Source organism: Halomonas kalidii (assembly GCF_030010475.1).
GTDB lineage: Bacteria > Pseudomonadota > Gammaproteobacteria > Pseudomonadales > Halomonadaceae > Halomonas > Halomonas heilongjiangensis.
In genome coordinates, this window is sequence record NZ_JASCQN010000027.1 from 1 (window position 1) to 24,361 (window position 24,361).

19 protein-coding genes are annotated in these 24,361 nt (G+C 66.5%); 6 read left to right on the forward strand and 13 right to left on the reverse strand.

Going from position 1 to position 24,361, the window contains the following annotated elements:
• Positions 1-571: 571 nt before the first annotated feature.
• The 6 genes from prpD to QLQ85_RS06355 all read right to left on the reverse strand — a co-directional run bounded on the left by prpD (position 572) and on the right by QLQ85_RS06355 (position 9,021).
• Positions 572-2,056, reverse strand: coding sequence for a 2-methylcitrate dehydratase (gene prpD / locus QLQ85_RS06330; protein ID WP_282738208.1), 1,485 nt, complete (start codon positions 2,054-2,056; stop codon positions 572-574).
• Positions 2,057-2,180: 124 nt separating this feature from the next.
• On the reverse strand, positions 2,181-3,368 hold the full coding sequence (prpF, locus tag QLQ85_RS06335) for a 2-methylaconitate cis-trans isomerase PrpF (protein WP_282738209.1): 1,188 nt from the start codon (positions 3,366-3,368) through the stop codon (positions 2,181-2,183).
• A gap of 94 nt (positions 3,369-3,462) precedes the next feature.
• Positions 3,463-6,081 carry a Fe/S-dependent 2-methylisocitrate dehydratase AcnD gene (gene acnD / locus QLQ85_RS06340; RefSeq protein WP_282738210.1) on the reverse strand — a complete coding sequence of 873 codons (2,619 nt, stop codon included), beginning with the start codon at positions 6,079-6,081 and terminating at the stop codon, positions 3,463-3,465.
• 68 nt (positions 6,082-6,149) lie between these two features.
• Complete coding sequence (gene prpC / locus QLQ85_RS06345; RefSeq protein WP_282738211.1) at positions 6,150-7,277, reverse strand: bifunctional 2-methylcitrate synthase/citrate synthase; 1,128 nt, start codon at positions 7,275-7,277, stop codon at positions 6,150-6,152.
• 116 nt (positions 7,278-7,393) lie between these two features.
• Positions 7,394-8,278, reverse strand: a complete 885-nt coding sequence (prpB, locus tag QLQ85_RS06350; RefSeq protein WP_282738212.1) for a methylisocitrate lyase — start codon at positions 8,276-8,278, stop codon at positions 7,394-7,396.
• 32 nt (positions 8,279-8,310) lie between these two features.
• Positions 8,311-9,021, reverse strand: a complete 711-nt coding sequence (locus QLQ85_RS06355) for a GntR family transcriptional regulator (protein WP_282738213.1) — start codon at positions 9,019-9,021, stop codon at positions 8,311-8,313.
• A gap of 237 nt (positions 9,022-9,258) precedes the next feature.
• On the opposite strand from QLQ85_RS06355, the gene pabB reads away from it, so the two are divergent.
• Together pabB and QLQ85_RS06365 are read left to right on the forward strand one after the other, a co-directional pair.
• Positions 9,259-10,626, forward strand: a complete 1,368-nt coding sequence (gene pabB, locus QLQ85_RS06360) for an aminodeoxychorismate synthase component I (protein WP_282738214.1) — start codon at positions 9,259-9,261, stop codon at positions 10,624-10,626.
• A 114-nt stretch (positions 10,627-10,740) separates the two neighbouring features.
• Positions 10,741-11,361: a phosphoadenosine phosphosulfate reductase domain-containing protein gene (locus QLQ85_RS06365; RefSeq protein ID WP_282722353.1), complete on the forward strand. Its 621-nt coding sequence runs from the start codon at positions 10,741-10,743 to the stop codon at positions 11,359-11,361.
• Between the two features lie 6 nt (positions 11,362-11,367).
• On the opposite strand, the gene cysB is transcribed toward QLQ85_RS06365, so the two are convergent.
• Positions 11,368-12,339: an HTH-type transcriptional regulator CysB gene (gene cysB, locus QLQ85_RS06370; RefSeq protein ID WP_282738215.1), complete on the reverse strand. Its 972-nt coding sequence runs from the start codon at positions 12,337-12,339 to the stop codon at positions 11,368-11,370.
• A gap of 260 nt (positions 12,340-12,599) precedes the next feature.
• Here cysB and trxA point away from each other — a divergent pair, with 260 nt between their 5' ends.
• Positions 12,600-12,923, forward strand: a complete 324-nt coding sequence (trxA, locus tag QLQ85_RS06375; protein ID WP_282738216.1) for a thioredoxin — start codon at positions 12,600-12,602, stop codon at positions 12,921-12,923.
• A 63-nt stretch (positions 12,924-12,986) separates the two neighbouring features.
• On the opposite strand, the gene QLQ85_RS06380 is transcribed toward trxA, so the two are convergent.
• Positions 12,987-14,093 (reverse strand): AI-2E family transporter, encoded by a 1,107-nt coding sequence (locus QLQ85_RS06380; protein ID WP_282738217.1) that lies wholly within the window; start codon positions 14,091-14,093, stop codon positions 12,987-12,989.
• A 197-nt stretch (positions 14,094-14,290) separates the two neighbouring features.
• Here QLQ85_RS06380 and QLQ85_RS06385 point away from each other — a divergent pair, with 197 nt between their 5' ends.
• Positions 14,291-15,067: an SIMPL domain-containing protein gene (locus QLQ85_RS06385; protein WP_282738218.1), complete on the forward strand. Its 777-nt coding sequence runs from the start codon at positions 14,291-14,293 to the stop codon at positions 15,065-15,067.
• 131 nt (positions 15,068-15,198) lie between these two features.
• On the opposite strand, the gene serS is transcribed toward QLQ85_RS06385, so the two are convergent.
• Positions 15,199-16,476: a serine--tRNA ligase gene (gene serS, locus QLQ85_RS06390; RefSeq protein ID WP_282738219.1), complete on the reverse strand. Its 1,278-nt coding sequence runs from the start codon at positions 16,474-16,476 to the stop codon at positions 15,199-15,201.
• Positions 16,477-16,675: 199 nt separating this feature from the next.
• On the opposite strand from serS, the gene QLQ85_RS06395 reads away from it, so the two are divergent.
• Together QLQ85_RS06395 and QLQ85_RS06400 are read left to right on the forward strand one after the other, a co-directional pair.
• A complete protein-coding gene (locus QLQ85_RS06395; RefSeq protein ID WP_282738220.1) occupies positions 16,676-19,906 on the forward strand; it encodes an FAD-binding and (Fe-S)-binding domain-containing protein in 3,231 nt (1,076 codons plus the stop codon).
• A gap of 71 nt (positions 19,907-19,977) precedes the next feature.
• Positions 19,978-20,178, forward strand: a complete 201-nt coding sequence (locus tag QLQ85_RS06400) for a DUF2905 domain-containing protein (protein ID WP_282722346.1) — start codon at positions 19,978-19,980, stop codon at positions 20,176-20,178.
• A gap of 61 nt (positions 20,179-20,239) precedes the next feature.
• Here QLQ85_RS06400 and trpC read toward each other — a convergent pair whose 3' ends face one another.
• The 4 genes from trpC to trpE all read right to left on the reverse strand — a co-directional run bounded on the left by trpC (position 20,240) and on the right by trpE (position 24,281).
• Complete coding sequence (trpC, locus tag QLQ85_RS06405) at positions 20,240-21,040, reverse strand: indole-3-glycerol phosphate synthase TrpC (protein WP_282738221.1); 801 nt, start codon at positions 21,038-21,040, stop codon at positions 20,240-20,242.
• 36 nt (positions 21,041-21,076) lie between these two features.
• The gene (gene trpD / locus QLQ85_RS06410) at positions 21,077-22,096 is read right to left on the reverse strand and encodes an anthranilate phosphoribosyltransferase (protein ID WP_282738222.1); all 1,020 of its coding nucleotides are present in this window, start codon (positions 22,094-22,096) and stop codon (positions 21,077-21,079) included.
• Positions 22,097-22,124: 28 nt separating this feature from the next.
• Complete coding sequence (locus QLQ85_RS06415) at positions 22,125-22,709, reverse strand: anthranilate synthase component II (protein ID WP_282738223.1); 585 nt, start codon at positions 22,707-22,709, stop codon at positions 22,125-22,127.
• Between the two features lie 84 nt (positions 22,710-22,793).
• Entirely contained in the window at positions 22,794-24,281 is a 1,488-nt protein-coding gene (trpE, locus tag QLQ85_RS06420) for an anthranilate synthase component I (protein WP_282738342.1), read from the reverse strand.
• Positions 24,282-24,361 lie beyond the last annotated feature (80 nt).

The window sequence follows — 24,361 nt, forward strand, 5'->3', positions numbered from 1 at the left end:
GACGAGTCGCTTGCCTTGATGGTTCTGTGACTGGTCACCGACCCATCGACAAGCGCCCACATGAATTACCTGATCGATTGTTAAAGAGCGGCTCCACACCCTGTGAAGAGAGGAGCGTCTCGCTGTTGCTGTGCCGCGTGGCCCAGCGCCCGGCGAGGAAGGCGTATTCTACTGATTCGCTGCGGCGTGTCAAGCGCTGGTCGGCGATGAACTGCCTCCCGTTTTGCTGACCACCTCATCCTGCCCATGGCAGCAATGACTGGCGAATAGAGCCCTTAGCGAGCCCTGTAGCAGAGTGAGGCGCATTCTAGCGAATCCGCCGTGACTGTCAAGATTTATGCTTCCAGAACAATCACTTCTGCCACTCATCACCGCCTGCAACGTTGCCCGTCGCCGGCAGCGGATGCGTACTTTACGGATTTCACAGGGCATGCGCAACCCCCCCGCATCTAAAAAAGGTAGCCCACTCCTCGCCTCTCTGCCATGACTCGCGTCAAGTTTCTCCCTTGCCTGGTCGCCGTGCCGGCAAGACACCTCCCCGAGGCCATTCATGGCGATCGCCTGGACCGGGTCATATCACGAACAGATCGACAAACCTGTGGACCGGGGTGCTCTCCAGGCGAGCCTGATCCTTGCACAGCTCCAGGATCTGCGCACAGCGGCCGGAGGGGAAGCGAGTGGCCAGATTGCGCCTGAACTTCTCTTCCAGCACCGGGATGCCCTCGGCGCGGCGACGACGGTGTCCGATCGGGTATTCGACCTCGACCTTGTCGGTGGCACTGCCGTCCTTGAAGAATACCTGGATGGCATTGGCGATAGAGCGCTTCTCGGGGTCGTGGTAGTCACGGGAGTAGCGCTCATCCTCGACCACCTCCATCTTCTCGCGCAGCTCGTCGATGAGCGGGTTGGCGGCATGGAACTCATCCTCGTAGTGCTCGGCCACCAGGTTGCCGAAGATCAGCGGCACGGCGGTCATGTACTGGAGGCAGTGGTCACGGTCGGCGGGGTTCGCCAGCTTGCCGGACTTGGAGATGATGCGGATCGCCGAGTCATGGGTGGTCAGTACGATCCTGGCGATCTCGTCGAGACGCTCCCTGACCTGAGGATGCAGGGCAACGGCGGCTTCGCAGGCGGTCTGGGCGTGGAACTCGGCCGGGAAGGCAATCTTGAACAGCACGTTCTCCATCACATAGGTGCCGAAGTCGCGCTGGAAGGAGAACTTGCGCTCCGTCTCGGGCTTGAGCTTCTGGTCCTTGTTGGTCTTGGAGAACAGGATGTCGTAGAAGCCCCACTGCGGCGCCGTGAGCACACCGGGGATGCCCATCTCGCCGCGCAGGGCGATATCGGCCAACCGGACCCCCCGCGATGTCGCATCCCCCGCCGCCCAGCTCTTGCGCGAGCCGGCGTTCGGGGCGTGGCGATAGGTGCGCAGGCTCTGGCCGTCGACCCAGGCATGGGACAGGGCGGAGAGCAACTGTTCACGGTCGGCACCCATCATCCTGGCGGCCACCGCCGTGGACGCCACCTTGACCAGCACCACGTGGTCGAGGCCGACACGATTGAAGGAGTTGTCCAGCGCCAGCACGCCCTGGATCTCGTGGGCCATGATCATGGCCTCGAGCACATGGCGCATCCGCAGCGGCGCTTCACCCTCGGCGACTCGCTTCTGGGACAGGTGGTCGGCCACGGCCAGGATGCTACCCAGGTTGTCGGAAGGGTGGCCCCACTCGGCGGCCAGCCAGGTGTCATTGTAATCGAGCCAGCGGATGATCGTGCCGATGTCCCAGGCCGCCTTGACCGGATCGAGGCGGAAGGAGGTGCCGGGCACGCGGGCACCATGGGGCACCACGGTGCCCTCGACGAACGGCCCCAGGTGCTTGGTGCATTCCGGAAAGCGCAGCGCCAGCAAACCACAGCCCAGGGTGTCCATCAGGCAGTTGCGGGCGGTATCCAGGGCCTCGCCGCTCGCGATCCGGTACTCCAGGACGTAGTCGGCGATCCGCTGCAGCTCGACGTCGTAGTCCGGACGGACATTGGTTTCCACCGTCGTACTCATGAGTCTGCCTCCTCTTTCGCTGAATACGAAAAGGCTCGGCCACTTGCCAGGTACCCGGGCACGCCCTTCCCCTGACAGGAGTATCGTTATGGAGTGTCCGGGTGGCCAGAGGCAATTCGGTCGCTCACGCCAGTTGGAAGGCATCGCCGGGTACGCGGACCCAGCCTTCCATCAGCACTCTGGCGCTGCGGCTCATGACTGCCTTTGTCGCCGTCCACTCGCCGTTCACCTCCACGGCTTCGGCACCGACCCGCAACGTACCGGAGGGATGGCCGAAGTGCACGGAGGTGCGCTCGCCGCCGCCCGCGGCGAGGTTGACCAGGGTACCGGGAACCGCCGCGGCGGCGCCGATGGCCACGGCGGCGGTGCCCATCATGGCGTGGTGCAGCTTGCCCATGGAGAGCGCACGCACCAGCAGGTCCACATCGGCGGCCTCGACCAACTTGCCGCTGGAGGCAACGTAGTCGTCCGGCCGGGCCACGAAGGCCACCTTCGGCGTGTGCTGGCGGTTGGCGGCGTCAGCGACATGCTCGATCAGCCCCATGCGCACCGCGCCATGGGCGCGGATGGTCTCGAACATCGCCAGCGCCCTGTCGTCGCCGTTGATCGCCTCCTGCAGCTCGGTGCCGGTGTAGCCGATCGCCTCGGCATTGACGAAGATGGTCGGGATACCCGCATTGATCATGGTGGCCTTGAGGATCCCCACCCCCGGCACCTCGAGGTCGTCGACCGGGTTGCCGGTGGGGAACATCGCCCCCTCGCCGTCGGCCGGGTCCATGAACTCCACCGGGACCTCGGCCGCCGGGAAGGTGACGCCGTCGAGCTCGAAGTCGCCGGTCTCCTGCACCGCACCGTTGGTGATCGGCACCCGGGAGACAATGGTCTTGCCGATGTTGGCCTGCCAGATGCGCACGACAACCACGCCGTTTTCCGGAATGCGCTCAGGGTCCACCAGGCCGTTGCTGATGGCGAAGGGCCCCACGGCAGCGGAAAGGTTCCCGCAGTTGCCGCTCCAGTCGACGAAGGGCGTGTCGATGGCGATCTGGCCGAACAGGTAGTCGACGTCGTGATCGGGGCTCTCGCTCTTCGACAGGATGACCGTCTTGCTGGTGCTGGAGGTCGCCCCGCCCATGCCGTCGATCTGTTTCTGGTAGGGATCGGGACTGCCGATCACCCGCATCAGCAGCCTGTCCCGGGCCTCACCGGGCAACCGGGCGGCCACGGGCAGGTCCTGCAGGCGGAAGAAGACGCCCTTGCTGGTGCCACCACGCATGTAGGTGGCGGGAATCCTGATCTGGGGGACATGTGCCATGGAAATCGCTTCCTGTGGACAGGGAAGGAGCGACCCGGGCCTGGGAGGCGCCGGGTCGACAAGAGGGTTAAACCGATATCAGCCGTTAGCCGGCTCAGCCGACCGCTTCTGCCTCGGCTTCCAGGAAGTCCTGGGCGAAGCGCTGCAGCACGCCACCGGCATCATAGATCGACACTTCCTCCTGGGTATCCAGTCGGCAGGTCACCGGCACTCCCAGGCGTTCACCGTTCCGGCGGGTGATGACCAGGGTCAGGGTGGCACGCGGCGTGAACTCGCCGATCACGTCATAGGTCTCGGTGCCGTCGAGGTCCAGCGTCTTGCGGGTGGTACCGGCCTCGAACTGCAGCGGCAGCACGCCCATGCCGATCAGGTTGGTGCGATGGATGCGCTCGAAGCCCTCGGCGACGATCGCTTCCACGCCGGCCAGGCGTACGCCCTTGGCGGCCCAGTCGCGGGACGAGCCCTGACCGTAGTCGGCGCCGGCGACGATGATCAGCGGTTGTTTGCGCTGCATGTAGGCCTCGATGGCCTCCCACATGCGGGTCACCTGGCCTTCCGGCTCGATACGCGCCAGCGAGCCCTGCTTCACCGCGCCGGTATCATCCCGCACCATCTCGTTGAGCAGCTTGGGGTTGGCGAAGGTGGCCCGCTGGGCCGTCAGGTGATCGCCGCGGTGGGTAGCGTAGGAATTGAAGTCCTTCTCCGGCAGGCCCATCTTCGCCAGGTACTCCCCCGCGGCGCTGTTCGCCATGATGGCATTGGACGGCGACAGGTGATCGGTGGTGATGTTGTCACCGAGCACCGCCAGCGGACGCATGCCCCGCAGGGTACGCTCCCTGGCGAGGGCCCCTTCCCAGTAGGGAGGCCGACGAATGTAGGTGCTCTGCGGGCGCCACTCGTAGAGCGGGCTCACCTGGGCATGTGCGCCCTTGTCCACATCGAACATCGGGATATAGGTCTCCCGGAACTGTTCGGGCCTCACGCTCACCTTGACGATGGCGTCGATCTCCTCGTCGCTCGGCCAGATGTCCATCAGGGTGACGGGATTGCCGGCCGGGTCATGGCCCAGCACGTCCTTCTCGATGTCGAAGCGGATGGTGCCGGCAATCGCGTAGGCCACCACCAGCGGCGGCGAGGCCAGGAAGGCCTGCTTGGCGTAAGGGTGAATCCGCCCGTCGAAGTTGCGATTGCCGGACAGCACCGCGGTGGCGTAGAGATCACGGTCGATGATCTCCTGCTGGATCGCCGGGTCCAGGGCGCCGCTCATGCCGTTGCAGGTGGTGCAGGCGAACGCCACCACGCCGAAGCCCAGCGACTCCAGCTCGGGCAGCAGGTCGGCCTCTTCCAGGTACATCTTCACGGTCTTGGAACCCGGCGCCAACGAGGTCTTCACCCAGGGCTTGCGGGTCAGGCCCAGCCGGTTGGCGTTACGGGCGATCAGGCCGGCCGCCACCATGTTGCGCGGGTTGCTGGTGTTGGTGCAGCTGGTGATGGCGGCGATGATCACCGCGCCATCGGGCATCCTGCCTGCCTCGCTCTCCACCTTGCCGCTGATGCCGCGCGAGGCCAGCTCGGAGGTCGGCAACAGGGCATGGGGGTTGGAGGGGCCGGCCAGGGTGCGCGGCACGCTGGACAGGTCGAAGGTCAGCACGCGCTCGTACTCGGCGTTCGCCAGGCTATCGGCCCACAGGCCGGTCTCCCTGGCGAAACGCTCCACCAGCGCCACCTGGTCGTCGTCGCGACCGGTCAGCCTGAGGTAGTCGATGGTCTGCTCGTCGATGTAGAACATCGCCGCGGTGGCACCATATTCCGGCGTCATGTTGGAGATGGTGGCGCGGTCGCCCACGGTCAGCCTCGAGGCGCCCTCGCCGAAGAACTCCAGGTAGGCCCCCACCACCCGCTCGCGGCGGAGAAACTCGGTCAGCGCCAGCACCATGTCGGTGCTGGTGATGCCCGGCCGCAGCTTGCCGGTCAGCTCGACACCGATGATATCCGGCAGGCGCATCCAGGAGGCACGGCCCAGCATCACGCTCTCGGCTTCCAGGCCGCCCACCCCCACCGAGATCACGCCCAGGGCATCGACCATCGGCGTGTGGCTGTCGGTGCCGACACAGGTATCGACGAAGGCCACGCGCTTTCCATTCGCATCGGGGCGCACCTGGACCACCGGCGACATCTTCTCCAGGTTGATCTGGTGCATGATGCCATTGCCCGGGGGAATCACGTCGACGTTCTCGAACGCGGTCTTGGTCCAGTCGATGAAGTGGAAACGGTCGTCGTTGCGACGATCCTCGATGGCGCGGTTCTTCTCGAAGGCATCCGTCTCGAAGCCGGCATGCTCGACGGCCAGGGAGTGGTCGACGATCAGCTGGGTCGGGACCACCGGATTGACCTTGGCCGGGTCGCCGCCCTTGTCGGCGATGGCGTCACGCAGGCCGGCCAGGTCGACCAGCGCGGTCTGGCCGAGGATGTCGTGACACACCACGCGTGCCGGGAACCAGGGGAAATCGAGGTCGCGCTTGCGTTCGATGATCTGTTCGAGCGAGGCCGTGAGCGTCTCGGGGTCACAGCGGCGCACCAGGTTCTCCGCCAGAACCCGGGAGGTGTAGGGCAGCGTGTCGTAGGCACCGGGCTTGATCGCCTCGACGGCGGCGCGCGCGTCGAAGTAATCCAGCTCGGTGCCGGGAAGCGGTTTACGGTATTGGGTATTCATGGCGTCGGGCGTCTTCCGTGGGATCGGTGCGCAGGCGGCCGCTTGGGCCGCCTTTCGGGTGGGGGCGGTCAGTCACGCTCCTCGATCGGCACCCATACGCTATTCTCGGGGCCGACGTAGTCTGCGCTCGGGCGAATGATGCGGTTGTTGGAGCGCTGCTCGAACACATGGGCGCACCAGCCGGTGACACGCGAACAGACGAAGATCGGCGTGAACAGCTTGGTGGGGATGTCCATGAAGTGGTAGGCGCTGGCGTGGAAGAAGTCGGCGTTGCAGAACAGCTTCTTCTCGCGCCACATGACCGCCTCGACGCGCTCGGAGACCGGGTAGAGCACGCTGTCGCCCACGTCCTCGGCGAGCTTTTTCGACCACTCCTTGATGATGGCGTTGCGCGGGTCGGATTCGCGATAGATCGCGTGGCCGAAGCCCATGATCTTTTCCTTGCGCTCGAGCATGCCCAGAATCTTGCGCTCGGCCTCGTCAGGAGACTGCCAGTTCTCGATCATCGCCATCGCCGCCTCGTTGGCACCGCCGTGCAGCGGGCCGCGCAGCGAGCCGATGGCACCGGTCACACAGGAGTGCAGGTCGGAGAGAGTCGAGGCGCAGACGCGTGCGGTGAAGGTCGAGGCGTTGAACTCGTGCTCGGCATAGAGGATCAGCGAGACGTTCATCACCCGGGCGTGCAGCTCGCTGGGCGCCTCGTCGCGCAGCAGGTGCAGGAAGTGGGCGCCCACCGACTCGTCGTCGGTCTCGGTCTCGATGCGCACGCCGTCATGGGAGTAGCGGTACCAGTAGCAGATGATCGATGGCAGCACCGCCAGCAGGCGGTCGGAGGCGTCCTGCTGCTCGTCGAAGCTCTGCTCGGTCTCCAGGTTACCGAGCATCGAGGCGCCGGTACGCATCACGTCCATGGGGTGGGCGGAGGCCGGAATCTGCTCGAGCACCGCCTTGAGCGCCTGGGGCAGGCCGCGCAGGCCCTTGAGCCTGGTGATGTAGGCGGTAAGCTCGGCCTGGTTGGGCAGCTTGCCCTTGAGCAGCAGGTAGGCCACTTCCTCGAACTTGGCCTTCTCGGCCAGCTCCGCGATGTCAAAGCCACGGTAGGTCAGGCCAGAGCCGGTCTTGCCGACGGTGCACAACGCCGTGCTGCCGGCACTCTGGCCGCGCAGGCCGGTACTACTGACGGATTTATCTGCCATCTCGTGTCTCCTCGTCTTGCACTTGGCTGTCGTAGGCATGCTTGTCGTGTCGTTATTGTCGGGCGTCCGCCACAGCATTCCGGCGCGCGCCTCGTCGCCACCTGTCTCGGCACCCGTCAGTCGGCGCCTTCCTCGAAGAGGGCATCGAGCTTGCGCTCGAAATCGTGGTAGTTGAGAAAGTCGTAGAGCTCGTCGCGGGTCTGCATCAGCTCGACCACGTCCTTCTGGTGCCCCTTGTCGTGGATGCTCTGGTAGACCTTGAGTGCCGCCGCGTTCATGGCGCGGAAGGCCGACAACGGGTAGAGCACCATGCGACAGCCCACCTCCCCCAGCTCCTGCTGACTGAACAGCGGCGTGGCGCCGAACTCGGTGATATTGGCCAGGATCGGGGCGTCGACCTGCTCGCAGAAGGCGCGGTAGTCATCGAGGGAGTGCACCGCCTCGGCGAAGATGGCATCGGCACCGGCCTCGATGCAGGCGTTGGCACGCTCGATGGCGGCGTCCAGCCCCTGCTTCTGGAAGGCATCGGTGCGGGCGATCAGGTAGAAATCCGGATCGATGCGGGCATCGACGGCGGCCTTGATGCGATCGACCATCTCGGCCTGGGAGACGATCGCCTTGTTGGGGCGGTGACCGCAGCGCTTCTGGGCGACCTGGTCCTCGAGGTGCACCGCCGCCACCCCGGCACGCTGCATCTCCTTGACGGTGCGAGCGATATTGAAGGCGCCGCCCCAGCCGGTGTCGATGTCCACCAGCAGCGGCAGCTCGGTGGCACCGGTGATGCGATGGGCATCCTCGACCACGTCGTTCATGGTGGTCATGCCGAGATCCGGCAGGCCGAAGGACGCATTGGCCACGCCACCACCGGACAGGTAGATGGCCCGATGCCCGACGCGTTCGGCCATCATGGCGGTGTAGGCGTTGATGGTGCCGACGATGGGCAGCGGCCGACTGGCGTCGAGAGCGGTGCGGAAGCGAGCCCCCGGTGTCTGTTGCGTCATGCGATCTCTCCTCATGTGTATCCGGATCGGCCTCAGGGGGTCGTCTCGGCTTCCTGTGCCAGAATGGTGGCATAGCGGTCGGCGACATTGGCCCGCGAGGCACTGACGTGTCGACGCATCAACAGTTCGGCCAGTTCGGCATCGCCGGCCTCGATGGCATCGACGATACGATGGTGCTCGACGAAGGCGCGCTGGGGTCGCGAGCCGCTGGCGCTGAATTGGGTGCGATAGAGCCTGACCAGGTAATAGAGGTCGTCACAGAGCAGCGTCATCAGCATGCGGTTGTGACTGCCCTGGACGATGCGAAAGTGGAAGTCCAGGTCGCCCTCGCGCTGATAGTAGGCCTCGCCACGCTTGAGATCGCTCTGACGCTCGTGCAGCGCGAGCACCTCGCGCAGCCCGGCGACCTCCTCGCTGGTCATGTGTTCGGCGGCCAGGCGGGCCGCCATGCTCTCCAGCGCCTCCCGCAGGTCGAACAGTTCCAGCAGCTCCTTCATCGACAGCTTGACCACCCGCGCGCCCACATGGGGCACCCTCTCGATCAGGCGGTGCGCCTCGAGGCGACGCATCGCCTCGCGCAGCGGCCCGCGGGAGATGCCGTAGGCCTTCGACAGCCCGGGCTCGGTAATCTTGCTGCCCGGCGCCAGCTCCCCCCTGACGATGGCGTCCTGAAGCTGCTGGAAGACCCGCTCGGCCAGGGTGCGGACCTCGGGGGTAGCCTGTTCCGGTACGATTGAGTTCATGGCAATTGTCGACAATCAAGTGGTAAAAACACTTTAATCACTGACCGGCAGACGGTCAACCGTGGATAATACGCGACCGACTACACCTTTGGTTGTAGACAACTCACCACGCCAAGCGGGCGATGTCGACAATCCTGGCCGGCTCGTTGACGGGGCGTCCTTGCTCGAGGGCCAACGGGAGGGACAAACCGGGCCATGATGCCTAGAATGAGGCGCCTGTTCAGGGAAGGCACGTTGATGACACCACGACTCGAGATCACCCCCCTGCCCCACCGCGAGGATCCGTTGGGCTACTTCACGGCACTGCGCAACCGCCCCGGTGCCGTGCTGCTCGACAGCGGGCGCCCTGCCGCCCCGGGAGGACGCTACGACATCCTCAGCAGCGACCCGGTAGGTCTGCTCGAGATCGATGCCGAGGGTGAGGTGCACGGTGATCCGGCGCTCGTCGGCCTCTCCCCCTTTGCCGCCCAGCAGGCGCTGCTCGATCGCCTGTCGGCTACGGTGCCCGACAGCGACCTGCCGTTTCTCGGCGGTCTGATCGGTTACTGGAGCTACGACCTGGCGAGCCAGCTGGAGCCGATCCCCGGCCGGGCACGGCGGGTGGTCGACCTCCCCTCGAGTCGCGTCGGCCTGTATGACTGGGCCCTGATCCAGGATCAGGTGCGTCGGGAGACCTGGTTGGTGGCCACCCCCGAACGGCGTCGGCAGGTGGTCGCCTGGCTGGATGAGTCGCCCATGCCGCCAGGCGACTTCCGCCTGACCGCCCCCTTCGCCGGCGAGATGGATCGAGAGGGTTATCTGCAGCGCTTCGACGCCGTGCAGCACTATATCCGTGCCGGCGACTGCTACCAGATCAACCTGGCCCAGCGCTTCAGCGCCCCTTTCGCAGGCGACCTGTGGGCCGCCTACCTGCGACTGCGCGAGGCCACGCCGACTCCCTTCGCCGGCTACCTGGCCTGGCACGACAAGGCGATCCTGTCGCTTTCGCCCGAGCGCTTCCTGCGCTGCCTCGGCGACCAGATCGAGGCGCGCCCGATCAAGGGCACCCGCCCCCGCGGCGACACTCCCGAAGTGGACCGGCGCCTCGCCCTGGACCTCGAGGCGAGCCTCAAGGACCGCGCCGAGAACGTGATGATCGTCGATCTATTACGCAATGATCTGGGGCGGGTCTGCCGCCCGGGCAGCGTCCGGGTACCGCAACTCTGCGGACTCGAGAGCTACGCCAACGTCCACCACCTGGTCAGCGTGGTCACCGGTGAGCTGGACGCGGGGCGTCGTCCCCTGGACCTGCTGGAGGCCGCCTTTCCCGGCGGGTCCATCACCGGCGCGCCCAAGGTACGCGCCATGCAGATCATCGACGAGCTCGAGCCCTGCCGGCGCAGCGCCTACTGCGGCAGTCTCGGCTACGTGGACGTGCGCGGCCGCATGGATACCTCCATTGCCATCCGCACCGCCGTGGCCGATCGCGGCCGGCTGCACCTCTGGGGCGGTGGCGGCCTGGTGGCCGACTCCAGAGGCGAGGACGAGTACGCCGAGACCCTGGACAAGATCCGACACCTGATGGACGCCCTGACGGCCACCGACACTCAGCACGATATGGAATAAGTGGTGGCTTTTTTCTTTCATTTAGATATATCAATCCAATGAAACGGTATTGGGGGACGCTGCGCCGGCTTTGGTAGGGTAAGGCCAACTGCCGTCAACGACCCGGAGCCCCTCATGGCATCATCACTCGACGCTATCAACAGTGACCTTGGCAATGACCCCGACGCCCTGATCCGCTGGGCCCTGGAACAAGGCGAACGCCCCATCTGCACGACCAATTTCCGCCCTTTCGAGGCGGTCATCCTGCACATGGTCACGCGCCAGCGGCCGGACATCCCGGTGGTGTGGATGGACAACGGCTACAACACCGAGGCCACCTACCGCTTCGCCGACGAACTGGTTCAGCGGCTCGATCTCAACCTGATCACCTATCTGCCGCGCCGCTCACGGGCCCACCGGGAAGCCGTGGAGGGCCCGATGCCGGGCATCGAGGACCCTCGCCACGAGGCCTTTACCCGGGAAGTGAAGCTGGAACCCTTCGAGCGCGCGCTGCAGGAAATGGCACCGGACATCTGGTTCACGGCGCTGCGTGCCGAGGACACGCCGGAGCGCGCGCGCATGGCCCCCGTCAGCCGCAATGCCGATGGCTTGCTGAAGGTCTCACCGCTGCTGCACTGGAGCGCCCGGGACATGTACCAGTACCTGCAGGCCCACGACCTGCCCAACAACTTCGACTACTTCGACCCCACCAAGGTCGAGGAGAAGCGGGAGTGCGGTCTGCACCTGCAGCACTGAGCCGGGTCAGCGCACCGGTAGCGCGATCCCCTCGAACAGCCCCTGTTCATGGCGAGGCCCCGCCGTCATGGCGGCATCGACCAGGTCGCGGTTCAGGTGCGAAGCGAAGCGCTGGAGGAAGTCGTACATGTAGCTGCGCATGAAGGTGCCGCGACGGATGCCGATCTTGGTGGTCGAACTCTCGAACAGGTGCCCGGCATCGAGCGCCACAAGGTCGGTATCCTGTTCCGGATCCACCGCCATGTGGGCGACGATTCCCACTCCCATGCCCAGACGCACATAGGTCTTGATCACGTCGGCGTCGGCGGCCGTCAGCACCACGTTGGGAGACAGGCCATGGGCCCTGAAGGCGTCGTCGAGCTGGGATCGGCCGGTGAAGCCGAACACGTAGGTGACCAGCGGATGCGCGGCCAGGGCCTCGAGAGTCAGGGACTCGAGCTGGGCGAGGGGGTGATCCCTGGGGACCAGTACACAGCGATTCCAGCGATAGCAGGGCAGCAACACCAGGTCGTTGAACAGCTCCAGCGACTCGGTGGCGATGGCGAAATCGGCCTGACCGTCGCTGACCATCTGGGCGATCTGCTTGGGTGTGCCCTGCTGCATGTGCAGGGCCACGTCCGGGTACTTGCGGGTGAAATCGCGGATCACCGGAGGCAGCGCATAGCGTGCCTGGGTGTGGGTGGTGGCGATCGACAGGCTGCCGCGGCGTTCGTCGCTGTGCTCCTGGGCCACTTCCTTGATGTTCTCGGTCAGGCGCAGCACCCTGCCGGCCAGTTCGATGATCGCCTGTCCCGCCGGCGTGACCCGGGTGAGGTGCTTGCCGCTGCGGGCGAATATCTCCACACCGAGCTCGTCCTCCAGCAGGCGGATCTGCTTGGAAATCCCCGGCTGCGAGGTAAAGAGGCTCTGGGCCGTCGCCGACACGTTGAGATTGTGACGCGTGACTTCCCAGATATAGCGCAGCTGCTGAAGTTTCATGGTGGACTCGGCTCCCTCTGCCGCCCGACGACTCGATACACGATAGCGATTAAAGCGGCATCATGTAATCACTATATAGCATAAAAGAAAACCGCCCGGATCGGCCCTCCTCCCGACTCATGATAGTCGGGCGCTATGATCCGCCAAGTGGGCTCCCATTTGCCAGCAACCCGGTCGGCCGCTAACATCAGCCGACCGGACACGCCCCAAGCGTGTCACCCCGATCCGCTCGATGCAGCGCAACGTAACTGGAGAATCACATGGCCAACAACGTCGATGTCACCAATGCCAATTTCGAGCAGGAAGTCCTCAAGGCCGAGACACCGGTCCTGCTGAAGTTCTGGGCCCCCTGGTGTGGTCCCTGCAAGGTGATGGCACCGGTGGTCGACGAGGTCGCCGAGGAGCGTACCGGCAACCTCAAGGTCGTCAGCATCAATGTGGACGATGCCCCGGAGATCGCCGCCGAACAGGGAGTGCGTGGCGTTCCCACCGTGATGCTGTTCAAGTCGGGCAGCAAGGTGGCGTCCCTGGTCGGCGCCCAGTCCAAGTCGCAGCTGGTACAGTTCATCGACCAGAACGCCTGATCGGCTACCGCGGGAACACAGATGCCTCGCCCCGGCTCCGGCCGGGGCGAGGCCGTTCTGGGCTCATCCCGTGTCGTCACGCCGGGAGGGCGGCTGGTCGGCATCCTCGATGTCATCGTCGACGAAGCGCTCGCCGGGACCCAGCAGGTGGGCGATCCAGCGGGTATCGGGGTGACTGTCGAGGGCGATCTTGAGCGTCATGGTCAGCACCACCGAGAGCAGCATCCCCACCGCACCGAACACCCAGCCCCACACCACCAGTGAGAGAAAGGCCACGAAGGTCGACAGCCCCAGCGCTCGCCCCATGACCCGTGGCTCCACCAGGTTGCCGAGCACGAAGTTGATCACCAGATAGGCCGAGGCCAGCAGCATCGCCGACCACAGCCCGCCATCCTGGGCCACCAGCAGCAGCAGGACCGGCGGAACGGCGGCGATCGCCGAACCGATATTGGGAATGAAGTTGAGGGCAAAGGCGAGCACGGCCCACAGCAAGGGAAAATCCACGCCCACCAGCAGACAGGCCAACCAGACCAGCACCCCGGTCACCAGGCTGATCATCGTCTTGACGGCCAGGTAGCGCTTGAGCGTCAGGCTGAACTCGCCGAAACGGCGCAGGCTCGGCGCCGGATTGGACAGCGCCCGCGAGACCTTGTCGCGAAAATTGAGCGTCTCGAACAGCATGAACACCACCAACAGTGCCACCACCACGCTCTGCACCAGCAGGTTGCCCAGCTCACCGAGCAGTGCCGTCACCCAGGCGCCATCGTCCTCGATCTCCAGTAGACTGGCCAGGCGTTCCGGGTCGATGGCGAGCCCCATGGTGGCGAGCCTGTCGAGGAGACTCAGGTAGTACTCGTAGAGCCGCGTCTCGATGCCCGGCAGGGCCTCGACGAAGGTGCCGAAGCTGTTCACGACCAGCAGCCCCAGCAGAGACAGGAACACCCCGATCACCAGCAGGGTGAGCCAGACCGCCAGACGCAGGCTGAGCCCCAGGCGATGGAGCCACTGCACCGGTGCCGTGCAGACCACCGCGATGAACAGCGCCAGCAGCAGCGGCACGATCAGGTCCGACCCCGCCTTCATGCCGGCGATGATGATCACCAGGGCGGCCAGAGCCAGCGTGAGGTTGAGGGGGACGGTCCGTAAGGACTCGTCGTCGGGAAGGCGCATGCCGGGATCCCTACCAGCCAGTGAACACTCATGATGCCGCCTGCCGGGCGCGGGTACAAACCGTTTGAAATCCCCCTGGAAGAAGATGCAGATTCGATGGATGCTGCCCCGACCGCGGAACCACGGCTGACGTCTGCGCTCGAAGCAGGGCGCGGTATCATGCCGCCGCGTCCACCACCCGTTGCAAGGAGGCTTCCATGTCGCTCTCTCCGTCACCCCGGCAGCTGCTGCTGGGTGCCATACTCGTCGCCACGTCACTGATCGCCACCACCACGCTGGCCGAGGAGCCCCGCTCGCGGCTCGATGTCCAGGCCGAGGCCCAACTGGACGTGATACCCGATCGTGCCACCCTCAGCGCGCGCCTCTGGGAACGCACGCCGGCCATCGCCCAGCGAGACGACACCGCCAACGACCCCGATGCCCTGCGCGAGGCCCGCGACCGCCTGGAGACGCGCGCGGCCACCCTGATCCGCACCCTGGAAGAGGCCGGCCTGGAGCGCGAGGCGATCGGCGCCGGCTCCCTGAACGTGCAGCCCGAATACCTGCCCGGCGAGAGGCACGGAGGCGACGATCGCGAGACGCTGGTGCGCACCCGCCTCGAGCGCCCCTTCCGGGTCGAGATCGAGGACCTGGAACGCCTGCCGCTGCTGCTCGATGCCCTGACCGAGGCCGGCGTCGATGCGCTGGATGGCGTGACCTACGACCTCGCCGATCGTGACGCCGCCACCGACGAGGCGCTGGTCCAGGCACTGGAGAGGGCCCGCCGCAAGGCCGAGCTGATGGCCGAGACCCTGGGCGTGTCGCTGGGCGCGGTGACCGGCATCGCCGAGACTCGCCCCCCGGTCTATGCCCCACGCATGATGGCCATGAGCGCCGATGCCCGGGAGAGCGCGCCACAGGCCGAGTACCGCCCCGGCACCATCACCATCGAGGCAGGCGTCAGCGTCAGTTGGGAGATTGAACCACAGCCGTAAGCTGGAACCGCAGCATTCCCTCAAGCCAAACAAGCACAACCCCCATCGGACAATCCCGGATGGGGGTTGTTGATCTTCAAGCTTCCAGGCGCGAAGCGCCGCTCTTCAAGCTTACAGCGACCATTAACGCCTCAAGCGTTAATGGTATCGATCCCGCCCATATAGGGCCGCAGCGCCTCGGGCACGGCGATGGAACCGTCGGCGTTCTGGTGGTTCTCCATCACCGCGATCAGGCAGCGGCCCACCGCCAGGCCGGAACCGTTGAGGGTATGCAGCAGCTGCGGCTTCTTCTGTTCGGGATGGCGGAAGCGCGCCTGCATGCGCCGTGCCTGGAAGTCCTCGCAGTTGGACACCGAGGAGATCTCTCGGTAGGTGGCCTGGCTCGGCAGCCACACCTCCAGGTCGTAGGTCTTGGCGGCGCCGAACCCCATGTCGCCGGTGCACAGGGTCACCACCCGATAGGGCAGCTCCAGCGCCTGGAGGATCGCCTCGGCGTGGCCGCGCATTTCCTCCAGCGCCTCGTAGCTGCGCTCGGGCTCGACCAGCTGCACCATCTCCACCTTGTCGAACTGGTGCTGGCGGATCATGCCGCGGGTGTCACGGCCGTGGGAGCCCGCCTCGCTGCGGAAGCACGGCGTATGGGCGGTGAGCTTCACCGGCAGCGCCTTGAAGTCGAGGATCTCGTCCCGGGCGAAGTTGGTCAGCGGGACCTCGGCGGTGGGGATCAGATGGTAGCCGCGCTCGTCGTCGAGGCGGAACAGGTCCTCGCCAAATTTCGGCAACTGCCCGGTCCCGAAGAGCGAGTCGGCGTTGACCATGTAGGGGACATAGCACTCCTCGTAGCCGTGCTCGAGGGTCTGCTTGTCGAGCATGAACTGGGTCAGCGCCCGATGCAGCCGGGCGATCTGGCTGCGCATCACCGCGAAGCGCGCCCCGGTCAGCTTGGCCGCCAGGTCGAAGTCCAACTGGCCCAACTTGGCGCCCAGGTCCACATGGTCGCGGACCTCGAAGTCGAAGGCCTTCGGCGTGCCCCAACGGTGCAGCTCGAGGTTCTCCTCCTCGCTCTCGCCTACCGGCACGCTCTCGTGGGCCAGGTTGGGGATGCCGCTGACCAGGCCGTCCCACTCCTCCTGCACCTCGACCAGGCGCACCTTGGCGGTGTCCAGGCGCTCGCCCAGATCGGACACCTCATCGAGCAGCGGCTGGATGTCCTCGCCCTGGGCCTTGGCCTTGCCGATCGCCTTGGAACGGGTGTTACGCTCGTTCTGCAGGGACTCGGTCTCGGCCTGCAGCTCGCGACGCCGGGCCTCCAGCGTCGCGAGCCGCTCGGTATCGAGAGTGAAGCCCCGCGTGGCCAGTCGTTGGGCGACCGCATCGAGGTCGCTGCGCAGCAGTTTGGGATCGAGCATGGAATCCGGTCCGTTGCAGTCGTGAAAATCGATAGGGCTGTCGGTGACGACAGGCAAGACAGGCCGCCCATTGTAGGCAAAAGCCCGGCAGGGCGCCACGCGCCGGGATGCGCGCCACCGCCCTCTCGCGGTAGAGTAGGGCCATTCCCTCCCACCGTCGGGCCACGTCGCGGCGGCATCACAACAGAATACGACCATCATGATCGCAAGACTGGACACCACCGGCGAGCCCATCCACGCGACCCAGGAGGCCCCCTATCGGCGCTTCCTCGCGGCCCTCTCGGCCGCCGGCTTCGAGGGCGAGATCGCTCCCGACTACGCCAACCGCACGGTGCTCGCCACCGACAACTCCATCTACCAGCGCCTGCCCCAGGCGGTGCTCTACCCGAAGAACACCGCCGATCTCGAGCGCATCGCGCACCTCGCCGGCCAGGTGGAACACCGCCGGGTGGTACTGACCCCGCGCGGCGGCGGTACCGGCACCAACGGCCAGTCGCTTACCGACGGCCTGGTGGTGGACGTCTCCCGACACATGAACCGGATCCTCGAGATCGACGTCGAGAACCGCCGGGTGCGGGTCCAGGCCGGGGTGGTCAAGGACCAGCTCAACGCCGCCTTGAAGCCCCACGGCCTGTTCTTCGCCCCCGAGCTCTCCACCTCCAACCGCGCGACGATCGGCGGCATGATCTCCACCGATGCCAGCGGCCAGGGCAGTTGCGAATACGGCAAGACCCGCGACCACGTGCTCGAACTCGACAGCGTGCTGCTCGGCGGCGAGCGCCTGACCAGCCGCCCGGTGGAGGACGCCGACCTCGCGACGCTCTGCGCGCGCGACGATGTCACCGGCCGTGCCTATCGTACCGCCCGGGAGCTCATCGACACCCAGGGCGAGCTGATCCGCGCCAAGTTCCCACCGCTCAACCGCTGCCTGACCGGCTACGATCTGGCGCATCTGCGCGATGCCGAGGGCCGGCTCGACATGAACAGCCTGCTGTGCGGCTCCGAGGGTTCGCTGGGACTGCTCAACGAGGCGGTGCTCAACGTGCTGCCGATCCCCAGGCACTCGACGCTGGTCAACGTGCGCTACGCCGGCTTCATGGATGCCCTGCGCGACGCCAAGGCACTGATGGCGAGCAGTGCCAAGCCCACCTCCATCGAGACGGTGGACGACACCGTGCTGCTGCTGGCCATGGAGGATTTCATCTGGGACAGCGTCGCCGAGTTTTTTCCAGCCAGCGAGCCCGTCCCATCCGGCCAGGGCGGTGACACCGCCACGGCCACTCGCCCGGCGGTGGCGATCCGCGGCATCAACCTGGTCGAGTTCAACGACGACGACCCCGCGCGGCTGGCCGAACGGGTCGCGGCCTTCTGCCGCCATCTGGAGGCGGACGCGAGCGTCGAGCGCCTGGGCTACACCCTGGCCGAGGGACGCGATGCCATCCAGCGCGTCTACGCCATGCGCAAGCGCGCCGTGGGCCTGCTCGGCAACGTCCAGGGCGAGAAGCGTCCCATTCCCTTCGTCGAGGATACCGCGGTGCCGCCGGAGCACCTGGCGGACTTCATCGGTGAGTTCCGCGCCGCCCTGGATGCCCGCGGCCTCGAGTACGGCATGTTCGGCCACGTGGACGCCGGGGTGCTCCACGTGCGCCCGGCCATCGACATGAAGGACCCGGCGCAGGAGCGGCTGATCCGCGAGGTCTCCGACGAAGTGGCCACGCTCACCCACAAGTACCACGGCCTGCTGTGGGGCGAGCACGGCAAGGGCGTGCGCTCGGAATACGCGCCCCGGTTCTTCGGCGAACTCTATCCCAGCCTGCAGCGGGTCAAGGCTGCCTTCGACCCCCACAACCAGTTGAACCCCGGCAAGATCGCCACACCGCTCTCTATCCCGCCCGACGCCGCGGGAAAGGCGCTTGATACCCCGCCCGACGCCGCGGGCGCTACCGGTGCCGCCGCCACGGAAGCGCCGGCAAGGCTGGTCGACCCGGGCCTCTTGACCATCGACGGCGTGCCCACCCGCGGCCAGTACGATCGCCAGATCGACGAGCGGGTCTGGCAGGCCCACGGCGCCGCCGTCTACTGCAACGGCAACGGCGCCTGCTACAACTACGATCCCGATGACGCCATGTGCCCCTCCTGGAAGGCCACCCGGGAACGGGTCCACTCGCCCAAGGGGCGCGCCAGCCTGGTGCGCGAATGGTTGCGCCTGCAGGGCGCATCCGGCATCGACCTGGTGGAGGAATCGAAGAAGAAGCAGGCCGAGGGCGCCTGGGGCTTCGTCAAGGACTTCCCGCTGCGGCTCAGGAACACCCTGGCCAGGCGGCGCGGCGAGGCCGACTTCTCCCACGAGGTCTACGCGGCCATGGCCGGCTGCCTGGCCTGCAAGTCCTGCGCCGGCCAGTGCCCGGTCAAGGTCAATATCCCCGAGGCGCGCTCCCAGTTCCTCGAGGTCTACCACGGCCGCTACCTGCGCCCGCTGCGCGACTACCTGATCGGCGGCCTGGAGTTCATGGTGCCGACGCTCTCCCGGGTGGCGCCGCTCTATAACGCCGCCCTGGGCAACCGCCTGGTGGACCGCCTGCTGGCCGGCCCCATCGGCATGGTCGACAGCCCGCGATTGTCACGAGCGAGCCTGGCGAAACAGCTGCGCGCCTGGGGCGTCGCCGAGGCGACCCCCATCTCGCTCGGCCTGCTCACCGAGGTCCAGAAGGCCCGCAGCGTGGTGATCGTCCAGGACGCCTTCACCAGCTACTTCGAGGCCCGGCTGGTGATGGACATCGTCGAGCTGCTCAGCCGCCTCGACGTGCGGGTGTTCGTGGCGCCCTTCGCCCCCAGCGGCAAGCCGCTCAACGTCCAGGGCTTCCTCGGCGCCTTCGAGCGCACCGCCGAGAAGCAGGCCCGGCGACTGCGCACGCTGGCCGAGTTCGGCGTGCCGCTGGTGGGCATCGACCCGGCCATGACCCTGACCTACCGCCAGGAGTACGTGAAGGCGCTGGGCGAGGACGCCGTGCCCGAGGTGCTGATGCTACAGGAGTGGCTGGTGGCCCAGACGCCCTACCTGGCGCCGCGGGGCGGGGGCGAACAGGCCGATCCCGGCTACCGGCTGCTCGCCCACTGCACCGAGGCCACCAACGCCCCGGGCAGCCCCAAGGCCTGGCAGCAGGTGTTCGCCGCCTTCGGCCTCGACCTCGAGCTGGTCGCCACCGGCTGCTGCGGCATGTCCGGCACCTACGGCCACGAGGCCCGCAACCGCGCCACCTCCCGGGCCATCTACGGGCTCTCCTGGCAGACGCTGGTGGAAGACGAGACCAACGCCGGGCGCCTGCTGGCCACCGGCTACTCCTGCCGCAGCCAGGTCAAGCGGCTCTCCGACACGGCGCTTCCCCACCCACTGCAGGCCCTGCTCATGGAACTCAAGAGGCGCGGCTGAGCCAGCACGTAAAAACGCGCCCATCGGTAACACCACCGGTGGGCGCCCTGCCCCACTCAGGAGGCGATCCCATGAACCGCACCCTGATCCTGATCGGCCTGCTCATCATCGCCATCGGCCTGCTCTGGCCCTGGCTCTCAAGATTTCCCTTTGGGCAGTTGCCCGGTGATATCGTCATCCGACGCGAGAACGTCTCCTTCTACTTCCCCATCACCACCATGATCCTGCTGAGCCTGCTGGTCTCGGCCATCCTCTGGCTCTTCCACCGCTGAACGCGACAGCGGGCAGCCCTGAGGCTGCCCGCTGTCGTATCCGGACCACCACTACTAACACCTAGAAGAACAGTCGCCGCAGTGCCTCGCCGGGATCGTCCTCGCGCATGCAGGCCTCCCCCACCAGGAAGGCGTTGACGTCGTGTTCGCGCATGCGCAGCACGTCATTGCGAGTGTGGATGCCCGACTCGGTGACCACGGTGACGCCGGCGGGGATGCGCGGCAGCAGTTCCAGGGTGGTCTCGAGCCGAGTGTCGAAGGTGTGCAGGTCGCGATTGTTGATGCCCACCAGGGAGAGGTCGAGCTTCAATGCCCGCTCGAGCTCCAGGGCGTCGTGCACCTCCACCAGCACGTCCATGCCGAGCTCCACGGCCTGGCGATGGAGGTCCCGCATGCGGGCGTCGTCCATGGCGGCGGCGATCAGCAGGATGCAGTCGGCGCCGATGGCTCGCGCCTCGCTCACCTGATAGCCGTGGATGATGAAGTCCTTGCGGATCACCGGCAGCGAGCAGGCGTCGCGCACCTCGACCAGGAAGTCTTCGTGGCCCTGGAAGAAGTCGGCATCGGTGAGCACCGAGAGGCAGGCGGCACCGCCGGCGGCGTAGAGTGCGGCGATCTCGGCCGGGTGGAAATCCTCGCGTATCACGCCCTTGGAGGGCGAGGCCTTCTTGATCTCGGCGATCACCGCCGGGTCACCCTCGGCGATACAGCGATCCAGCGCCGAGATGAAACCTCGCGGGGCACCCTGCTTCCGGGCCAGGACCAGCAGTTCCTGCTCGGATACCGCGCGACGGCGCTCGGCGACCTCCTCGTCCTTGCGGGCCAGGATACGGGTGAGAATGGTTGGGATGGCAGCACTCATGTCGGTGTCCTGGTGATCGAGAAACGGAGCGCGTACTCAGGGAGTGAGCACGCGGGTGAAGTCGGCGAGTTCCTTCATCTTCTCCAGCGGCAGTTTCGAGGCCTGGGCATCCTGGGCCATCGCCACGCCCTCCTTGAAGTTGTCGGCGACGCCGGCGCAGTAGAGCGCCGCCCCGGCGTTGAGCGCGACGATATCCGCCGCCACCCCTTCCCCCACCAGGGCCTCACGCACCAGCCGCAGGCTGTCCTCGGCGCTGAGTACCTTGAGCGCATCCAGTGGCTGACGCGCGATGCCCACGTCTTCGGGCGCGATGGTGTACTCGCGGATCGCGCCGTCCTTCAGCTCGGCGACCCGGGTCGGGGCGGCCAACGAGATCTCGTCGAGGCCATCCTCGGCATGCACCACCATGACATGGCGACTGCCCAGGGTCTTGAGCACTTCGGCCATCAGCGGCACCAGCTCGGCGGCATAGACGCCGAGCACCTGATTGGGCGCGCCCGCCGGATTGGTCAAGGGACCGAGGATGTTGAACAGGGTGCGCACCCCCATTTCGCGACGCGGCGCCACCGCGAAGCGCATCGCCGGGTGGTGGTTGGGGGCGAACATGAAGCCGACGCCCACCTGCTCGATGCAGCGCCCCACCTGCTCGGCGTCCAGATCCAGGTGGATGCCGGCCACCGCGAACAGGTCGGCGCTGCCGGACGACGACGACACGCCCCGGTTGCCATGCTTGGCCACATGGGCGCCGCCGGCGGCGGCCACGAAACTCGAGGCGGTGGAGACATTGAACAGGTTGGCGCCGTCGCCGCCGGTGCCGACGATGTCGACCACGTTCTCGGCCGTGACCCTGACCGGGTTCATCAATTCGCGCATCACCTGGGCGGCGGCGCTGATCTCCTCGACGCTCTCGCCCTTCATCGCCATGCCCATCAGAAAGGCAGCGATCTGGGCGTCGCTGGCCTCGCCGGTCATGATCTGGCGCATCACCGCATGGGTGTCATCGAAACTCAGGCTCTCGCGGCGCATCACCGCGGCGATGGCCTCTCGCATCTGCATGGGACGATTCTCCTCTCGCTTGCGCGGCTCAGCGGCGTCTCAGGAAGTTGGCCAGCAGCTCGTGCCCCTGGCGGGTCAGGATCGACTCGGGGTGGAACTGCACCCCCTCGACATCCAGCTCACGGTGGCGCAACCCCATGATCAACCCCGGGGTAACGTCGTCGTCGTCGGTCCAGGCGGTGACCTCGAGGCAGGCCGGCAGGCTCTGCCGCTCCACCACCAGGGAGTGGTAGCGGGTCACCTCGAGTGGATCCTCCAGCCCCGCGAACACGCCCTCGCCACGATGGCGAATCCTCGAGGTCTTGCCGTGCATCACCTGGGGGGCCCGCACCACGCTGCCGCCATAGACCTGGCCGATCGCCTGATGGCCGAGGCACACACCGAGGATGGGAAGCCTCCCGGCAAAGTGGCGGATCGCCGCCATGGAGATGCCGGCCTCGTTGGGGGTGCAGGGCCCCGGCGAGATCACCAGGTGGCTGGGCGCGAGCGCCTCGATCTCCTCGAGGGTGATGGCATCGTTGCGGTGGGTGACCACTTCGGCCCCTAGCTCACCCAGGTACTGCACCACATTGAAGGTGAAACTGTCGTAATTGTCGATCATCAGCACGGACATGGATCGCTCTCCGGCGCTCGCCCGGCAACGCCAGGCGATGGAAATCAGGGGATCACTCGAGCACGAAGGTTATCGGGACCATCGCTACTCGAGGTTGTCGAGGCCGCGCTCGGCCATGGCCACGGCGCGGAACAGGGCACGTCCCTTGTTGAGGGTCTCCTGCCACTCCAGCTCGGGCTGTGAGTCGGCCACGATCCCGGCGCCGGCCTGGACGTGAAGCTCGCCATCCTTGATCACCGCGGTGCGGATGGCGATGGCGGTATCCATGTTGCCGTGCCAGGAGAGATAGCCCACGGCGCCGGAGTAGATACCGCGTTTGACCGGCTCCAGCTCGTCGATGATCTCCATCGCGCGGATCTTGGGCGCGCCGGAGAGAGTGCCCGCCGGGAAGGTCGCCCGCAGTACGTCCATCGCGGTCAGCCCCGGCCGCAACCGGCCGGTGACATTGGAGACGATGTGCATGACGTGGGAGTAGCGCTCCACCACCATCCGGTCGGTGACCTCCACCGACCCCGTCTCGCTGATGCGACCCACATCGTTGCGGCCCAGGTCGATCAGCATCAGGTGTTCGGCGCGCTCCTTGGGATCGCCCAGCAGGTCGGCCTCCAGGGCCCGGTCCTCCTCTTCCGTCCTGCCCCGCACCCGAGTGCCGGCGATCGGCCGCACGGTGACCTCGCCATCCTCCAGGCGGGTGAGGATCTCCGGCGAGGAACCCACCACCTGGTGGTCGTCGAGGTTGAGGAAGAACATGTAGGGCGAAGGGTTGAGGCTGCGCAGCGCCCGGTAGAGGTCCAGCGGCGAGGCCCGGTAGGGGATCGACATGCGCTGGGATGGCACGCACTGCATCACGTCGCCGGCCAGCACGTACTCCTTGATCGTCTCCACCGCGGCCTTGAAGCCCTCCTCGGTGAAGCCAGAGGTGAAGTGCCCCTCTTCCACCGCGGCGCCACCGGTGCCGGGGCTGATGGTATTGAGGGTGGCACTGCGCAGGCGCACCTCGAGCTGCTCGAGGTGCGCGCGAGCGCGCTCGTAGGCGTCCGGGTCGGCCGGATCGGCGTGAGTCCAGAGGGTCAGCCGGCCCGACAGGTTGTCGAACACCACCAGGTCGTTGCAGACCATCAGCAGGATGTCCGGCACGCCGATGGGATCGGGTTTCTGCACGCCGCGCAGGCGCGGTTCGATATAGCGGATGGTGTCGTAGCCGAAGTAGCCCACCAGGCCACCGTCGAAACGCGGCTGATCGTCGAGACGCGGCACCTTGAAGCGCGACTGGAACTGCTCGATCCAGGCCAGCGGATCCTCGACCTCGGTGGCACCCTGGCGCTCGCCGTCGACGACATGACTGACGGAGAAACCGCGCACCTCGATGCGCTCGCGACACGGCAGCCCGATGATCGAGTAGCGTCCCCACTTCTCGCCGCCTTGCACGGACTCCAGCAGGAAGGTCCAGGGCTCGTCGGCGAGCTTCAGGTAGGTGGACAGGGGCGTGTCGAGATCGGCCAGTACCTCGCGGGTGACCGGAATGCGGTTGTAGCCGGCGGTCGCCAGCTCACGGAAACGTTCGGGGGTCATCATGCCCGGATCCTCGATGATGGAAGTTGGCGATGGTGGTGACGGAGACGAGCGGAAGCCCGCTCAGCTGTGGAGCGTCA